Origin of the sequence: Parabacteroides sp. CAG:2, assembly GCF_000436315.1 — a bacterium.
GTDB lineage: Bacteria > Bacteroidota > Bacteroidia > Bacteroidales > Tannerellaceae > Parabacteroides > Parabacteroides distasonis.
The window spans coordinates 91,236-107,578 of the sequence record NZ_FR885305.1 but is presented as its reverse complement, the minus strand read 5'-3'; the positions used below and the strand labels follow the sequence as shown (position 1 = coordinate 107,578).

The 16,343-nt window shown below is 47.4% G+C and carries 13 protein-coding genes; 11 read left to right on the top strand and 2 right to left on the bottom strand.

The window, feature by feature from the left end:
* Positions 1 to 17 precede the first annotated feature (17 nt).
* From QVP94_RS11825 to QVP94_RS11815, 3 genes are read left to right on the top strand one after another with little or no spacing between them, the layout of a single operon-like run.
* The gene (locus QVP94_RS11825) at positions 18 to 1,808 is read left to right on the top strand and encodes an NADH-ubiquinone oxidoreductase-F iron-sulfur binding region domain-containing protein (protein WP_022192673.1); all 1,791 of its coding nucleotides are present in this window, start codon (positions 18 to 20) and stop codon (positions 1,806 to 1,808) included.
* Positions 1,809 to 1,822: 14 nt separating this feature from the next.
* On the top strand, positions 1,823 to 3,613 hold the full coding sequence (locus QVP94_RS11820; RefSeq protein ID WP_005857035.1) for an NADH-dependent [FeFe] hydrogenase, group A6: 1,791 nt from the start codon (positions 1,823 to 1,825) through the stop codon (positions 3,611 to 3,613).
* Positions 3,614 to 3,616: 3 nt separating this feature from the next.
* A complete protein-coding gene (locus QVP94_RS11815) occupies positions 3,617 to 4,105 on the top strand; it encodes an NADH-quinone oxidoreductase subunit NuoE family protein (RefSeq protein ID WP_005857033.1) in 489 nt (162 codons plus the stop codon).
* 73 nt (positions 4,106 to 4,178) lie between these two features.
* Here QVP94_RS11815 and QVP94_RS11810 read toward each other — a convergent pair whose 3' ends face one another.
* Both QVP94_RS11810 and QVP94_RS11805 read right to left on the bottom strand, forming a co-directional pair.
* A complete protein-coding gene (locus tag QVP94_RS11810; RefSeq protein WP_022192672.1) occupies positions 4,179 to 5,150 on the bottom strand; it encodes a TPM domain-containing protein in 972 nt (323 codons plus the stop codon).
* A 14-nt stretch (positions 5,151 to 5,164) separates the two neighbouring features.
* Entirely contained in the window at positions 5,165 to 5,752 is a 588-nt protein-coding gene (locus QVP94_RS11805; RefSeq protein WP_005857030.1) for a LemA family protein, read from the bottom strand.
* Between the two features lie 328 nt (positions 5,753 to 6,080).
* On the opposite strand from QVP94_RS11805, the gene QVP94_RS11800 reads away from it, so the two are divergent.
* From QVP94_RS11800 to QVP94_RS11765, 8 genes are all read left to right on the top strand, one after another.
* On the top strand, positions 6,081 to 7,460 hold the full coding sequence (locus tag QVP94_RS11800) for a cytochrome c peroxidase (RefSeq protein WP_009017426.1): 1,380 nt from the start codon (positions 6,081 to 6,083) through the stop codon (positions 7,458 to 7,460).
* Positions 7,461 to 7,478: 18 nt separating this feature from the next.
* Positions 7,479 to 7,940 (top strand): septal ring lytic transglycosylase RlpA family protein, encoded by a 462-nt coding sequence (locus QVP94_RS11795; RefSeq protein ID WP_005857026.1) that lies wholly within the window; start codon positions 7,479 to 7,481, stop codon positions 7,938 to 7,940.
* 10 nt (positions 7,941 to 7,950) lie between these two features.
* A complete protein-coding gene (locus QVP94_RS11790; RefSeq protein ID WP_008779858.1) occupies positions 7,951 to 8,883 on the top strand; it encodes a UDP-glucuronic acid decarboxylase family protein in 933 nt (310 codons plus the stop codon).
* Positions 8,884 to 8,973: 90 nt separating this feature from the next.
* Complete coding sequence (locus tag QVP94_RS11785) at positions 8,974 to 10,233, top strand: TolC family protein (RefSeq protein ID WP_009275923.1); 1,260 nt, start codon at positions 8,974 to 8,976, stop codon at positions 10,231 to 10,233.
* Between the two features lie 16 nt (positions 10,234 to 10,249).
* Positions 10,250 to 11,335 carry an efflux RND transporter periplasmic adaptor subunit gene (locus QVP94_RS11780; protein WP_022192671.1) on the top strand — a complete coding sequence of 362 codons (1,086 nt, stop codon included), beginning with the start codon at positions 10,250 to 10,252 and terminating at the stop codon, positions 11,333 to 11,335.
* Positions 11,336 to 11,344: 9 nt separating this feature from the next.
* Positions 11,345 to 14,470 carry an efflux RND transporter permease subunit gene (locus QVP94_RS11775; protein ID WP_009017428.1) on the top strand — a complete coding sequence of 1,042 codons (3,126 nt, stop codon included), beginning with the start codon at positions 11,345 to 11,347 and terminating at the stop codon, positions 14,468 to 14,470.
* Between the two features lie 230 nt (positions 14,471 to 14,700).
* Complete coding sequence (locus tag QVP94_RS11770) at positions 14,701 to 15,378, top strand: response regulator transcription factor (RefSeq protein WP_005857016.1); 678 nt, start codon at positions 14,701 to 14,703, stop codon at positions 15,376 to 15,378.
* Positions 15,375 to 16,343: sensor histidine kinase (locus tag QVP94_RS11765; RefSeq protein WP_288213260.1), on the top strand; the 969-nt coding region annotated here is incomplete at its 3' end. The genes QVP94_RS11770 and QVP94_RS11765, both read left to right, overlap by 4 nt.

Below are 16,343 nucleotides of genomic sequence, written 5' to 3'. Positions count from 1 at the left end.
TTTAATATCTTACATAAATGGCACAATACACGAATTATATATTGGTGTGCGGTGGCACAGGTTGCCGTGCATCACAAAGCGAGCAGATCATCGAGAATCTGAGAGCCGCCGTCGAGCAATACGGATTAGAGGATACACAAGTGATCCGTACCGGATGCTTCGGTTTCTGCGAGAAGGGTCCGGTGGTTAAGATGATCCCCGATAACACTTTTTACGTACAAGTTCAACCATCGGATGCGGACGAGATCGTACGGGAGCATTTGGTAAAAGGCCGTAAAGTGGAACGGTTACTTTATATGAATCCAGAGACCCGTGAGCTGGTTCCGGACTCCAAGCATATCAGATTCTATAAGAAACAGCTACGAATCGCCCTTCGAAATTGTGGCTTTATCAACCCTGAGAATATCGATGAGTATATCGCTCGTGACGGCTATGTAGCGTTAGGAAAAGCCCTTGTGGAAATGACTCCCGAGGAAGTAATCAAGGAAATCATGGATAGCGGTTTACGGGGTCGTGGGGGCGGTGGTTTCCCCACAGGTTTGAAATGGCAGATTACCCGTAAGGTACAAGCACCTCAAAAATACGTGGTTTGCAATGCGGACGAGGGTGACCCGGGCGCTTTTATGGATCGCTCCATATTGGAGGGCGACCCGCATTCGATTGTGGAGGCTATGGCGATTAATGGATATTGTACGGGAGCTAGCAAAGGTTTGGTATATATCCGTGCCGAATATCCGCTAGCCGTGGAACGTTTGAAAATCGCCATACGGCAAGCGAAAGAATATGGATTGCAGGGCGAGAATATATTTGGGACTGATTTCTCATTCGATATCGAGATCCGGTACGGTGCCGGAGCTTTTGTTTGTGGAGAGGAGACTGCTTTGATCCACAGTATGGAAGGTTTGCGAGGCGAGGCTACCGTAAAGCCGCCGTTCCCTAGTGAACACGGGTATAAAGGTTGTCCGACCAATGTAAATAACGTAGAGACTTACGCAAATATCCCGGTGATCTTGTTAAGAGGCGCTAAATGGTTCAGTAGTATCGGAACGGAGAAAAGCAAAGGAACAAAGGTGTTCGCCTTGGCTGGAAAGGTAAACAATGTGGGGCTGATCGAGGTTCCTATGGGTACGACTTTGCGTGAGGTTATCTTTGGAATTGGGGGAGGTATCAAGGATGGAAAGAAGTTTAAGGCTGTGCAAACTGGTGGCCCGTCAGGAGGTTGCTTGACTGAAAAGCATCTTGATCTTCCTATCGATTATGATAATTTGCTTGCCGCTGGTTCCATGATGGGTTCCGGAGGTATGATCGTCATGGACGAGGATGATTGTATGGTAGCCATGGCTAAGTTCTATCTGGACTTTACGGTCGAGGAATCTTGCGGTAAATGCGCACCGTGCCGTATCGGTAATAAACGCTTACATGAGATATTGCAGAAAATTACGAGTGGAAACGGAGCCGAAGAGGATTTGACCCGTCTAAGGAATCTGGCGATGGTGATTAAGGATACCGCTTTATGCGGCTTGGGACAGACTTCTCCGAATCCGGTTTTATCTACGATGGATAATTTCTACGATGAATATCTGGCGCATGTCCGGGAGCATCGTTGTCCGTCTCATCAATGCCGGGAACTTACTCAATATTTCATCAATCCGGAGAAATGTAAAGGATGTACGCTCTGTGCCCGTGTTTGTCCGGTGCATGCGATTACAGGTGGACGGAAAATTCCTCATATTATCGATCCGCAAGCTTGTATCCGTTGCGGTACCTGTATGGAGAAGTGTAAGTTCGGAGCGATTTATGTCCACTAAATTTATTTATAAGCATGGAAACAATTCAATTAATCATAGATAATAAAGAGGTGGAAGTGCCGAGAGGAACCACCATTTTAGATGCGGCAAAAAGTGTAGGTATCCACATCCCGACACTCTGTTATATGAAACTGGAGGACTTGCACTACGAGAATAATCCGGGAGCTTGCCGTATTTGTGTCGTAGAGATCGAGGGACGTAGAAATCTAGCCCCATCCTGTAAGATGGAATGTACGGAAGGCATGGTCGTACGGACACATACCCCCCGGGTGATGAATGCCCGTAGGACGGTGATGGAGCTGATCCTCTCGAATCATCCGGCGGAATGTCTGACATGTAGCAGCAACGGACATTGCGAGTTACAAAAGATCGCACATGACTTAGGAATCCGTGAGATCCGGTATAAGGGAGAGATGTCCACATTTACGATAGACCGTTCCCCTTCCATTGTGCGGAACATGAACAAATGTATCATGTGCCGCCGCTGTGAGACCATGTGTAATACGATACAGACAGTTGGCGCCTTGACTGCCGTGAACCGTGGATTTAACGCGGCCGTATCGACTGCTTTTGAACGGGATATGGCCGGAAGTACCTGTTCGTATTGTGGACAATGCGTATCCGTCTGTCCTGTAAACGCGCTTAGCGGACGTAATACGCAACAGCCGGTCTTGGACGCTTTGGCCGATCCTACTAAAATTGTTATCGCCCAGACAGCGCCGGCGGTTCGCACAGCGTTGGGACGTGATTTCGGGTATGAGCCGGGTACATTGGTTACAGGCAAGATGGTTTCAGCTTTGCGTCAATTGGGTTTTGATTATGTATTCGATACGGACTTTGCCGCCGACTTGACCATTATGGAAGAGGGTACGGAATTATTACATCGCCTAGGTAGTTACCTAAATGGAGACAAAGAGGTGAAAATACCGTTAATGACGAGTTGTTGTCCGGGTTGGGTTAGCTTTGTGGAACAACATTTCCCCGAGTTACGGGATAATTTATCTACAGCCAAGAGCCCGCAGCAAATGTTCGGAGCGATCGCCAAGAGTTATTTCGCCGAGAAGTTGGGAGTGGACCGTAAGGATTTGGTAGTCGTATCTATCATGCCTTGTTTGGCGAAGAAGTATGAGGCTAGCCGCCCGGAGTTTAGCGTGGAAGGTAATCCCGATGTAGATTATTCGATCTATACCCGTGAGTTAGCCCGTTTAATCCGTTATGCGAATATAGATTTCAATGAACTGCCGGATGGTGAGTTCGATAGCCCGTTGGGTGAATCTACCGGAGCGAGCGTGATCTTCGGTACTACCGGCGGTGTTATCGAGGCCGCTTGCCGTACAGCTTATGAATTATATACGAAGAAAAATCTGGATAAAGTGGACTTCGAGGAGTTACGCGGGCTGGAAGGTATTCGTAGCGCTACGATCGATTTTAATGGGACTCCGGTAAAGATCGGTATCGCTCATGGTCTGGGGAATGCCCGCAAATTGATCGAGGAGGTGAAGAACGGTACCTCTCCTTATCATGCGATCGAGGTGATGGCTTGTCCGGGAGGCTGTATCGGCGGTGGTGGACAACCGTTCCACCGAGGCCGTATGGAGGTACTTCGCCGGCGTGCTTCCGCTCTTTACCGGGAAGACGCTAACAAACCGCTTCGCAAGAGCCATGAGAATCCGTATATCCAGCAATTATACAGCGAGTATTTGGGAGAGCCTTGCGGACCGAAAGCCCATAAATTACTGCATACCCATTACATAGATCGTAAGGAAGTAATCGGTATGTATATAGAAACCGAAAAAAGTAAATAAGCCATGAATGAGATACATTTGCCTAAAACAAAAGTAGCGGAGCTACATGCGATATGCGCTGAACGCAACAACGATCCCGGGGAGTTGATCAATATCTTGCACGCCGCCCAAGGCTTGTTCGGATATTTACCACCGGAAGTCCAACAGGTTATCGCCGCCGAATTGAATATCCCGGTCTCAAGGGTATATGGCGTAGTTACTTTTTACTCATTCTTTACGATGACCCCCAAAGGGAAATACCCCATCTCTGTTTGTCTGGGAACGGCCTGTTACGTGCGTGGCGCAGAAAATGTTCTGGAAGAAATGCAACGTCAATTGGAAATAAAGGTAGGAGAGACTACACCGGACGGTTTGTTCTCCTTGGATTGCTTACGCTGTGTCGGTGCTTGCGGATTAGCTCCGGTGGTCATGATCGGCGGGAAGGTCTATGGAAGGGTTACTCCCGAGAAGGTACGGGATATACTTTCCGACTACTATCTGAAAGAGCAATAAGATACGAAAACACAAGCGGTCACATAAGGTTTTACGTGACCGCTTGTATAAAATAATGCGAATAATCGTATTTTCAGAAACGACTGATCGAACCGCCACCCCCGGAGCTTCCACCTCCCCAAGAGCCGCCACCGCCGCCTCCGCTAAAACCTCCGAAACCACCACCGCCACCCATAATAATAGGGCCACCTCCTCCTCGGTGTATGCGGTCGATGGTACGATTTTTTTTCTCTGTATACCCGCAACTCTTACAGCGGTATACATCTTCGGCCAGACCTTCCGAGAAACGAGTCGCTTCCCGGATCACCTGCTGCCCCATATACACAAAGGTTTTCTTTCCACAACGGGGACATACCTTCGGACGATACTTTAAGTATGCGATAAACGCCGAGAAACCGATCATCCCGATAATCCCCACCACGAATATCCACATAAAATCATCATCGGACGAGGAAGAAGAACGGTTGCCAGTCATGCCTGCCCGTTCATAGTCGCTGGACATTAAATACTTGGTAACCGCCATGACTCCTTTCAACATGCCGGCGCTATAATTCCCGGCCTTTAGATCGGGCATCATATACCGCTGCTGGAGCCGGTAGCAAATCGCATCGGGGAGGACACCCTCGATACCATATCCCGTCTCGAAAACGACCGAACGTTGGGAAGGTTCCGTCACCAACTGGATCAATAAACCATTATCCTTGCTCTTTTGTCCCAATCCCCAATGTTTGAATAAATCCGTAGCGAACATCCGGGCATCCTGATCCCCGATGCTATTCACGGCAACGACAGCTACCTCGATACCGAGACTATCTTCCACTACATTTAATAATTGATTGATACGTGCCGCGTCATCCGGGGTAATGATACCATCCGGATTACTGACATGGTTCAACCGGTTGGAAAGACGTACGTTCGGAATGGTCTCGATCGAATAATCCTTTGCCGCGAAAATAGAGGAGGCAAAACCAACCAGCAATAAACTGATCCATAAAAGGCTTACCGGACACTTGCGTCTAGATCTTATATTCTTTATCTCACTCATTCAGCGAATGGCTATTAGAATTCTACCTTAGGAGCCTTTTCCGCACCGGATTCAGCGGCGAAATAAGCTTTCGATTGGAAGCCGAACATTCCGGACAAAATATTGTTCGGGAATTGGCGAATATAGGTATTATAAGACTGAGCTACCTCGTTAAAACGTTTACGCTCTACCGAAATACGATTTTCGGTCCCTTCCAATTGCGCTTGAAGCTCCATAAAGTTTTGATTCGCTTTTAAGTCTGGATAACGCTCTAAAACAAGCATCAAACGGGAGAGGGCATTTCCTAACTCACCCTGTGCGGACTGGAATTTCTTCAAGGATTCCTCCGTAAGGTTAGAAGGATCAATCGTAGTCTTCGTCGCCTCGGCACGAGCGTTGACCACACCTTCTAAAGTCTCTTTCTCATGTGCGGCGTATCCTTTTACCGTATTTACGAGATTCGGGATCAAATCCATACGGCGTTGATATTGGTTCTCAACTTGACTCCATGCGGTTTTCACGCCTTCGTCTTGAGTTACCATATTATTATACACGCCTTTCACCCAAAAGAATAATATCGCTACGATAGCGATGATAATCCATACAACTTTGTTCTTAAACATCTTTGCCTTATAATTTATTGATTATACATAATGAGACAAAGCTATATAAAAAAATCGGATTATCCACATAGCGATTGGCGGCTGCTTATAACTGCGATTGTTAGCTGCTTATAATGGGCATTGTAACATCCTTATATTGCCCATTGTTAGAACCTCATACTGGGCATTATAGGAAGGAGCTTGCCGCAATGCTGCGGATGGAAGCCTACCGCATAGATTCTATTTATCTTCCCATAGATAAAACTGATCAATGAAATCCAAGGCTTTTAGGGTACATGTAAGTGAATTGTTCTATATTTGCACTTAATAAATCTAAATAAATATAGTTATGCGTAAAACAATTTATGCTAAAATGACGGCATTACCGGTAGGACTCTGCGCTTTAGCCTTTGCGGTTACCTCGTGCGGTTCTTCCGAATACAAGAAATTTGCCGACAATGAAGGTAAGCAAGTGGCCTCTATCCTGCGGGAAAACGACTGTTTGGCCTGCCACTCTGAAAATGCGCCTCTGCCATTTTACGGTAATTTACCGTTGATCGGTCCCGTAGTACAGGCAGACATGAAGGAGGCCGTTCACTATGTGGACTTGACTGCTATGGTGGAAGCCTTGGAGAACGGGCAGCCCGTTTCAGAGGTTGATTTGGCGAAGGTGGAGAATACGGCCCTAAGCGGCTCTATGCCCCCGGCTAAGTATTCCCATATGCCGATGCACTGGGGAACCAGCCTTGACGACAATGAGAAAGCGGTGATCATCTCATGGGCGAAGAATGTCCGTAAAGATCGTTTCACGACCGAAACCGTAGCGGAAGAATTTAAGAATGAGCCTCTTCAGCCTCTAATGAAGAGCTTGCCTACAGATCCGGCGAAGGTAGAGTTGGGTTTTGCCCTGTATCATGATACTCGTTTGTCTGCGGACAATACGATCTCTTGCGCTACTTGCCACGGATTGAACACAGGTGGTGTAGACCGTAAGCAATATTCGGAAGGTATTAATGGACAGTTCGGTGGTGTTAACGCTCCGACCGTATATAATGCGGCGCTTAATTTCGTTCAATTTTGGGACGGACGTGCGGCAGACCTAAAAGAGCAAGCGGCTGGTCCTCCATTGAACCCAGTGGAAATGGGTTGTACCTCATTCGACCAGATTTGCGAGGCTTTAGCGCAAGATAAGGATTTCACGAAGAAATTCACGGAAGTGTATCCGGAAGGTTATTCTCAATCTACGATCACGGACGCTATCGCTGAGTTTGAGAAGACCTTGCTTACGCCGAGTCGTTTCGACAAATACTTGATGGGAGATAAAAACGCGCTTACAGCGGAAGAATTAGAGGGTTATCAACTATTCAAGGACAATAAATGCGCTACTTGTCACGTTGGTGTAAATGTCGGTGGTCAATCTTACGAGTTCATGGGTATCAAGAACAGCTATTTCGATTACCGGAATACAGGGTTGACGGACGGTGATAACGGACGCTATGCCGTGACTAAGAAAGAATCCGATCGTCATAAGTTCAAAACCCCGACACTTCGTAACGTGATGCTGACTTATCCGTACATGCACGACGGAACGGTAGCCTCTGTAGAGGATGCGATCCGTATCATGCATGAGTTCCAGATCGGAAAGGAGATCAATGATGTAGAAGTTGAAAAAATCGTTGTTTTTCTAAGGACTTTGAACGGAGAATATAATGGAAAAATGCTTCAATAATTGATTAAAAAAAGGTACATGTCCTTCCGCTTGTTCTACATATTACTTATATTTGCCGCAGTTAAGTGTGGAGAAGGAATATGGGCACAGGAGGAAGGACTTGCTTCGTATTACCATCATCGTTTCCACGGCAGGAAATCATCCAGTGGAAGGGTTCATGATAAAGAAGAATTAGTCGCCGCGCATCGTACGTATCCTTTTGGTACTTTTTTAAGAGTCACGAACTTGGAGAATATGAAAAGTACCATTGTATGCGTAACGGATCGTGGACCTCGTTATAGAAAACGAATCATTGATGTATCAGCGAGCGCCGCCGAGATATTGGATTTTATCGATAAAGGTGTCGCTAAGGTACGGATAGAAGTCGTTCCCGGCCCCTTAGACCTCCGCTATCTGGACTTGATCTATCCTAAGATTCCTTATCTGGATATAGATTATTTACGTCCGGATCCACCTTATAGGGTGAAATTCACGAAATAAATTTAATATAATGAAGCAAATACTTATCACCGGGGGCGCCGGCTTTATCGGTTCTCATTTATGTGCCCGTCTTTTAGAAGAAGGAAATGAAGTAATTTGTCTGGATAACTATTTTACGGGAAGTAAGGAGAATGTGATTCCTCTGCTGAAAAATCCACATTTCGAGTTGATCAGGCATGATGTTTCTATACCGTTCCAAGCCGAGGTCGATGAGATTTATAATTTGGCATGTCCCGCATCTCCAGTTTATTATCAAATAGATCCGATACAGACGATCAAGACATCCGTGTTAGGAGCGGTCAATATGTTAGGTCTGGCAAAACGGGTGAACGCTAAGATATTACAAGCATCTACCAGTGAGGTGTATGGAGATCCCATGATACACCCGCAGCCGGAAAGCTATTGGGGAAATGTCAACCCGATAGGGCCTCGCTCTTGTTATGACGAGGGCAAGCGTTGCGCCGAGACCTTATTTATGGATTACCATCGCCAAAACAAGGTTCGCATTAAAATCATCCGCATCTTTAATACGTATGGGCCTAATATGAGTACGAACGATGGCCGTGTCGTCTCTAATTTCATTATACAGGCATTACAAAATAAGGACATTACGATTTATGGGGATGGAAACCAAACTCGTAGTTTCCAATATGTAGACGATTTGATCGAGGGGATGATTCGCATGATGAATACCTCGGATGATTTTACCGGCCCGGTAAATATCGGAAATCAGGGAGAGTTCTCGATGAACGAGTTGGCCAAGATCGTGATCCGTTTGACAAACTCCTCCTCTAAGATCGTATACCGCCCGTTGCCGGGAGACGATCCCAAGCAACGTAAGCCCGATATTACGTTGGCCAAAGAGAAATTAGATGGGTGGGAACCTACGGTTTGTTTGGAGGAAGGATTAAAGAAAACAATATTATACTTTAAATCTCTCTAATAAATTTCTAATTTGGCCTAAGAGTATTCTAACTAAATATTCATAAGCGATAAAAGAGTGACTTCTACCTTTGCGTAAAATTTAACGCAAATGGACAGACGAGTCACTCTTTTACTTTTTTTATCTCTTCTTTTCTCTGGGGCGAAAGCCTCTGTTGTCTCCCTCTCCTTGAAAGAGTCCGAGCAACGTTTCTCTGAACACAATCTGGAAGTGATAGCCGAACGGTATAATATCGATATAGCCGAGGCCCAAGTAGTACAGGCCAAACTTTTCGAGAATCCCGTGGTCTCTTTGGAGCAAAATGTTTATAACCGGTTGAACGGACGTTACTTTGATTTCGGGAAACAAGGGGAAACGATCGTAGAGGTGGAACAGTTGATCTATATTGCCGGTCAGCGAAACAAACGTGTCCGTTTGGAGAAAATCAATAAGGAAATGGCCCTTTACCAATTCGAAGAGGTATTGAGAACCCTCCGGAGCGAGTTGAAGGAGAAATTCATAGCGCTTTATTTCACCCAGAAATCCCAATCTATTTACGATCGTGAGATTGATTCATTGGCTCATCTGTTGGTGGTTCTCAAGGAGCAGAATGAGAAAGGGAATGTTTCTTTATTAGAGAAGTCCCGTATCGAGGCCCTATTACTCTCTTTACGGCAAGAGCGGAATGATATCGCCAACCAAGTTATCTCCCTTCAAGGAGACATGCGGCTTTTACTAGGAATATCCGGCAATGATACCTTCGAGCCGATATTCGATGAGTCTGTGTTGAACCAGATCGATATGGACTCCGTTCCTTTCTCTGAATTGACCTCTTTATTATACGAACGTCCGGATCTTAAGTTGGCGCAAGCAAGCGTCAAGGCTTCGGAGGCGGACGTGAGATTACAACGTTCCCTCGCTTTCCCGGAAGTGAGCGTAAAGGGTACGTATGATAAGGCGGGTAACTTTATCAATGATTATTGGGCGATCGGCTTGAGCGTCTCTCTCCCTATATTTAACCGGAATCAAGGGAATATCAGGGCGGCGAAAATATCCGTCGCTCAAAAGGCCCATAAGGAAGAATACGCCCGTCGACAAGCCGAGAATGAATTATTCACCAGCTATGCCCGGTTGGAAAAGGCGATTCAGCTCTATCGTTCCTCGAACTATGGATTGGAGAAGGATTTCGCCTTGATTATCGAAGGCGTGAACTTGAATTTCCAAAAACGGAATATCAGTCTCCTTGAGTTTATCGATTATTATGAGACCTACAAAACAACCTGCCTGCGACTTTACCAAACTCAAAAAGAAGTGTTACTGGCCTTGGAGGAGGTAAATACCGTAACGGGTAGCCATGTATTCAACTATTAAAAGCAAATCAAATGATATGAATAAGCATCTAATCACATGCATCCTTTTAGTACCCTTGGTATGTTCCTGCGGGAAACAGGCGACCACCTCGGTCGATACCCGGGAACCTTTACTATTAAATGACAGTTTACAGGAGATTATAACACTGGATACGGTTCGTGACACACCATTAACCAACGAGTTGTTGCTCAATGGCCGTGTCAGTTTCAATCCGGAGCGAGTGGCCCATGTGTATCCGATGTTTGGTGGAAATGTCACCTCCGTTCATGCGGAAGTTGGCGATTACGTAGGGAAAGGAGATGTCCTAGCAGTGATCCGGAGCGGCGAGATCGCTGATATCGACAAGCAGCGAAAGGAGGCCGAGCATCAACTGGCTATCGCTAACCGTAACTTGGAGGCTACCCAAGATATGGCCCGGAGCGGTATGGCTTCCGACCGGGACTTCCTGCAAGCCCAGCAAGAGCAAGCCGATGCCGATGCCGAGACCAAACGTATTCAAGAAATGTATTCCATTTATAACATAACAGACCCATCTACCTATGTGGTGAAAGCGCCGGTCTCCGGCTTTATCATCGATAAGAATATAAACAGGGATATGCAGATCCGTTCTGATCAAGGGGAGGAGATGTTTACCATTTCCGGTCTCGACGATGTCTGGGTGATGGCCGATGTCTATGAGGGAGATATCAGCAAGGTAAAAGAGGGGGCAACCGTTCGTATCACCACTTTGGCCTATAAGGATATGGAGTTTACGGGAACGATCGATAAGGTCTATCATATGCTAGACCGAGAAAGTAAGACCATGAGCGTAAGAGTCAAATTAAGGAACGAGAAGTATATGCTTAAACCCGGAATGTTTACGAACGTATATGTACAGAGCGCGGTAAAAGGAGAAAGTATGCCTTGCGTAAACGCCCATGCCGTGATTTTCGAGGATGGTAAAGAATACGTTGTCTATGTCTCGAAGGAGGAATATTTGCAAATGCGTGAGATCTCGGTGTATAAGCAAACCGAGAAGTTCTGTTACCTGCGATCCGGCTTGAAGGATGGGGATCGGATCGTAGATCGGAACGCTCTCTTGGTGTATAACGAATTAAAGTAACCAGACGATATGCACACATTCATAGATAATATCATAACGTTCTCCCTCCGGAACAAATTCTTTATCTTCTTCTGTACCACGATCGCCGTAATCGCCGGTATCACCAGCTTTATCCATACGCCGATCGACGCGTTTCCGGATGTGACGAATACGAAAGTGACGATTATCACCCAATGGCCGGGCAGGAGCGCCGAGGAGATCGAGAAGTTTATCACGATCCCGATCGAGATCGCCATGAACCCAGTACAGAAAAAGACGGATATCCGGAGCACGACCCTTTTCGGTCTTTCCGTCATCAACGTGATGTTCGAAGATAAGGTGGATGATTTCTTCGCCCGCCAGCAAGTTTATAATCTCTTGAACGACGCCGACCTGCCGGAAGGGGTCACGCCGGAAGTGCAGCCCTTATATGGTCCGACCGGCGAGATCTTCCGCTATACATTACGTAGCGATAAGCGTTCCGTCCGGGAATTGAAGACCTTGCAGGATTGGGTGATCGAGCGGAAGTTGCGGGCTGTACCCGGTGTAGCGGATATCGTCAGCTTCGGAGGAGAGGTAAAAACTTTCGAGGTTAGCGTCAACCCGAATCAACTGATCAGTTACGGGGTAACGACCTTGGAACTTTATGACGCTATCGCAAAAAGTAATATCAACGTAGGCGGCGACGTGATCACGAAAAGCTCGCAAGCCTATGTCGTGCGGGGTATCGGCTTGATTAACGATGTAAAAGAGATCGAGAACATCGTCGTAAAAAATATCAATGGCACGCCAATCCTTGTCAAGCACTTGGCTACCGTACACGAATCCAGTCTTCCCCGCCTAGGGCAAGTGGGCCGCATGGAGGAAGATGATGTCGTACAAGGCATCGTTGTCATGCGAAAAGGGGAGAACCCCGGCGAGGTAATCGCCGCCTTGAAGGATAAGATCAAGGATATCCAACAAAACGCCTTGCCGGAAGACGTGCGAATCGTATCGTTCTACGATCGTGAGAATCTGGTAGATCTGGCGGTCAAGACCGTAACACATAATCTGGCGGAAGGTATTCTGCTGGTAACTTTCATCGTATTAATCTTCATGGCGGACTGGCGTACGACGGTGATCGTGTCGATCATTATCCCGTTGGCACTCCTCTTCGCCTTTATTTGTCTCCGGGCGATGGGGATGAGCGCCAACCTCTTATCTATGGGAGCGATCGACTTCGGTATTATTATCGATGGCGCCGTCGTGATGGTGGAGGGGCTTTTCGTGGCATTGGACCGGAAAGCCCGTGAAGTAGGCATGCCCGCTTTTAATTTGATGAGTAAGATGGGTATTATCCGTCATACGGCGAAGGACCGTGCGAAAGCGGTTTTCTTCTCTAAGCTGATTATCATCACAGCCTTGGTCCCGATCTTCTCTTTCCAGAAGGTGGAAGGAAAGATGTTCAGCCCGCTCGCTTATACCTTGGGGTTCGCCTTGTTGGGAGCATTGATCTTTACGTTGACATTGGTACCCGTCCTATCTTCCATGCTATTAAAGAAAGAGGTGCGTGAGAAACATAATCCGTTCCTCGCATGGATCAATCGGAAGTCGATCGGTATTTTCGACTGGTGCCACGCCCGTAAGAAGCGAACGATCACGTTCGCCACGTTGGTAGCCGCCGTAGGTATCTGGTGCTTCACCTTGTTGGGCAGCGAGTTTCTCCCGCAACTGAACGAGGGCTCTATTTATATCCGTGCGACCTTACCGCAAAGTATATCTTTGGATGAATCCGTTACGTTGGCCAACCAGATGCGCCGGAAGCTGGCGGCTTATCCGGAGGTTCGTCAGGTCTTATCGCAAACCGGCCGGCCGAACGATGGCACGGACGCGACAGGTTTCTACAACATCGAGTTTCATGTGGATATATATCCCGAGAAAGAGTGGGAAAGCGAACGCTCGAAAGCGGGCCTGATCGAGAAGATGCAAGAGGATCTGGCGATCTATCCGGGCGTGGATTTTAACTTCTCGCAGCCTATCTCGGACAATGTAGAGGAAGCGGCCAGCGGCGTGAAAGGTTCCATCGCCGTGAAAGTCTTCGGTAAAGATCTATACGAGTCGGAGAAAAAGGCGGTAGAGGTTTTCAAGGTCTTGGAGACCGTAGACGGTATCGAGGATCTGGGCGTTATCCGGAATATCGGCCAGCCGGAGCTACGGATCGAGTTGAACGAGTCTCGTTTAGCCCGCTACGGCGTGGCCAAGGAGGATGTACAATCCATTATCGAGATGGCGATAGGAGGTAAGAGCGCCTCCCTGCTTTATGAGGACGAGCGTAAGTTCAATATCATGGTCCGCTACGAATCTGCTTTCCGCCGTAGCGAGAATGAGATAGGCAAGATACTGGTTCCGGCAAAGGATGGTTCCATGATTCCTATCCGCGAGCTGGCGGATATCCATACGATTACCGGCCCGTTGATTATCTACCGGGATAACCACGCTCGTTTCTGCGCCGTGAAATTCTCGGTCCGGGGCCGCGACATGGGTAGCGCCGTGGCTGAAGCCCAGCGGAAAGTGGAGAGGCAGGTAAAGCTCCCCGAAGGCTATACCTTGAAATGGACCGGAGATTTCGAGAACCAACAACGGGCTACCAAACGCTTGGCCCAAGTCGTCCCCGTAAGTATAGCGATCATCTTCGTGATCCTATTCGTCCTTTTCGGCAACGCCCGGGATGCCGGACTGGTCTTATTGAACGTGCCTTACGCCGCTGTCGGAGGTATCTTGGCCCTATTAATCACGAATTTCAACTTCTCGATCTCCGCCGGTATCGGCTTTATCGCCCTCTTCGGTATCTGTATACAGAATGGCGTGATCATGATATCGGACATCAAGAATAACCTGCGGGAGAGGCATCCTCTGGAAGATTCGATCAAGATGAGCGTGAAATCAAGGGTACGTTCCGTATTAATGACCGCCTCCATGGCCGCTATCGGCCTGCTTCCGGCCGCCTTGAGCCACGGTATCGGATCGGAAAGCCAGCGTCCTTTGGCGATCGTGATCATTGGCGGATTAATAGGAGCTACGTTCTTCACCCTCTTTGTCTTTCCGTTGATGGTGGAGGCTTTTTATCGACGAATGCTTTATGATAAGAACGGTAAATTAGTGCAACGTAGGTTGTAATTGCTATATTTGTAGCAAGAAAGTCCGGAACTATTAGGGAGGGCGACTGGAGTTATTATGCGAAAGGATTATACTTACTGATCTTTTCACGGCTGTGAAAAGATCATATCACAGAGGTGAAACGATCGTATCACAACCGTGAAAAGAACGTTTCACCTCTGTGATACGATTAGCATCACCCTAAGTACGCATTATTAATGATGGACATTCTTATTAATACATACGATACAATGGCGAAGATATTATTAGTAGAAGACGAGGTAAACATCGCCTCTTTTATAGAAAGAGGCTTGCGGGAGTTCGGACATGAGGTATATGTCGCTTATGACGGTGCCGCTGGTTGGGAACTGACACAGAAGAACGATTTCCAATTGCTGATTCTGGATATTATAATGCCGAAGATGAACGGCCTGCAACTTTGCAAACAGTACCGGCAACGGTTCGGTTACCATGCTCCCGTGATCATGCTGACCGCCTTGGGAACCACCGAGGATATCGTTAGCGGGCTGGATGCCGGGGCGGATGATTATCTGGTAAAACCTTTCAGCTTCCAAGAGCTCGAGGCCCGCATAAAGGCGTTATTACGTCGATCGGGAAACGAATCCGTCCATATGGCTCTTCGGTGCGGGGATCTGGTCTTAGATCCTCCAAGCCATCGGGCTATACGGAATGGGCAGGTCATCGATTTGACCGTAAAGGAATATAGGCTCTTGGAATATTTCATACAGAACCAAGGAACGGCCTTGAGCCGGATGAACTTGCTAAAGAATGTCTGGGACAAGGATTTCGATACCAATACGAACGTGGTTGATGTCTACGTGAATTATTTGCGCACGAAGATAGACAAAGACTTCGAACCTAAGCTAATCCATACCGTGGTGGGTGTGGGCTATATGATGGAAGCATGAAGACAGGAAACAAGATCGCTCTCTTTTACTCGGCCATTACCATAGGCGTGATAGCCGTCGTGACGCTTGTCTTCTATTTGGTTTCCACGAGCTATATCTCTCGCCTGTACTATTCTTACCTGACGGAAAAAGCCTATGCCACGGCACAGAAGCATTGGGAGAAGGACGAGACCGACGACGAGAGCTATGCCCGTATCCAACAGCGTTACGAGGAAACCCTTCCCGTCGCTACCGAGATATTGCTGAACGCCGATAGCTTGGAGACCCGGCAAGTACTGTCCCGTTATCTGGACGCCACGCAGGTGAGATCTCTATACCAAGAGGATATCGTTCACTTCAAGCACGATACGCAAATGGGAGCGGCTTTGTATTATCCGGACAACGAGGGGAATTTCATCGTGATTGTCCTTTCCGGGAATCAGTATGGGATGGATATCCAGCATCGGATCGGCTGGCTGTTGCTGGGATTGATATTGGTTAGCTCGGTATTGATCTATTTTGTCGGCAGACTATACGCGACCCGGATGGTAGACCGGATCGACGCTGCTTACCAAAGCGAGAAAGCGTTTATCAGCAACGCCTCGCATGAGTTGAACAATCCACTGACAGCCATTCAAGGCGAATGCGAGATCAGCCTGCTGAAAGAGCGCTCCCCGGAGGAATACCAAGCGGCATTAAGACGTATCGCCACGGAGACGAGCCGTATCATACAATTGATCAAACACTTGCTGTTCCTGTCGCACGGGGATAAGGAGATCCAGAAAAGCGCGATGGAGACGATCTTCCTAGCGGACTTCTTGATGCAGTTCTCCTCGGCCCGGATCTCATTCTCCCCGGATAATTTCTCTTATATGATCCGTGCCAATCCCTATTTATTGAAGATAGCGATCAAGAATATCTTGAGCAACGCCTGTAAGTATTCGGACGATAAACCGGTAGAGATGCGGCTTCGAGGCAGTGTCTTG

Coding starts and splice junctions, on each gene's coding strand:
- QVP94_RS11825 (WP_022192673.1), top strand. CDS start 18: ATGGCACAATACACGAATTATATATTGGTGTGCGGTGGCACAGGTTGC.
- QVP94_RS11820 (WP_005857035.1), top strand. CDS start 1,823: ATGGAAACAATTCAATTAATCATAGATAATAAAGAGGTGGAAGTGCCG.
- QVP94_RS11815 (WP_005857033.1), top strand. CDS start 3,617: ATGAATGAGATACATTTGCCTAAAACAAAAGTAGCGGAGCTACATGCG.
- QVP94_RS11810 (WP_022192672.1), bottom strand. CDS start 5,150: ATGAGTGAGATAAAGAATATAAGATCTAGACGCAAGTGTCCGGTAAGC.
- QVP94_RS11805 (WP_005857030.1), bottom strand. CDS start 5,752: ATGTTTAAGAACAAAGTTGTATGGATTATCATCGCTATCGTAGCGATA.
- QVP94_RS11800 (WP_009017426.1), top strand. CDS start 6,081: ATGCGTAAAACAATTTATGCTAAAATGACGGCATTACCGGTAGGACTC.
- QVP94_RS11795 (WP_005857026.1), top strand. CDS start 7,479: ATGTCCTTCCGCTTGTTCTACATATTACTTATATTTGCCGCAGTTAAG.
- QVP94_RS11790 (WP_008779858.1), top strand. CDS start 7,951: ATGAAGCAAATACTTATCACCGGGGGCGCCGGCTTTATCGGTTCTCAT.
- QVP94_RS11785 (WP_009275923.1), top strand. CDS start 8,974: ATGGACAGACGAGTCACTCTTTTACTTTTTTTATCTCTTCTTTTCTCT.
- QVP94_RS11780 (WP_022192671.1), top strand. CDS start 10,250: ATGAATAAGCATCTAATCACATGCATCCTTTTAGTACCCTTGGTATGT.
- QVP94_RS11775 (WP_009017428.1), top strand. CDS start 11,345: ATGCACACATTCATAGATAATATCATAACGTTCTCCCTCCGGAACAAA.
- QVP94_RS11770 (WP_005857016.1), top strand. CDS start 14,701: ATGGCGAAGATATTATTAGTAGAAGACGAGGTAAACATCGCCTCTTTT.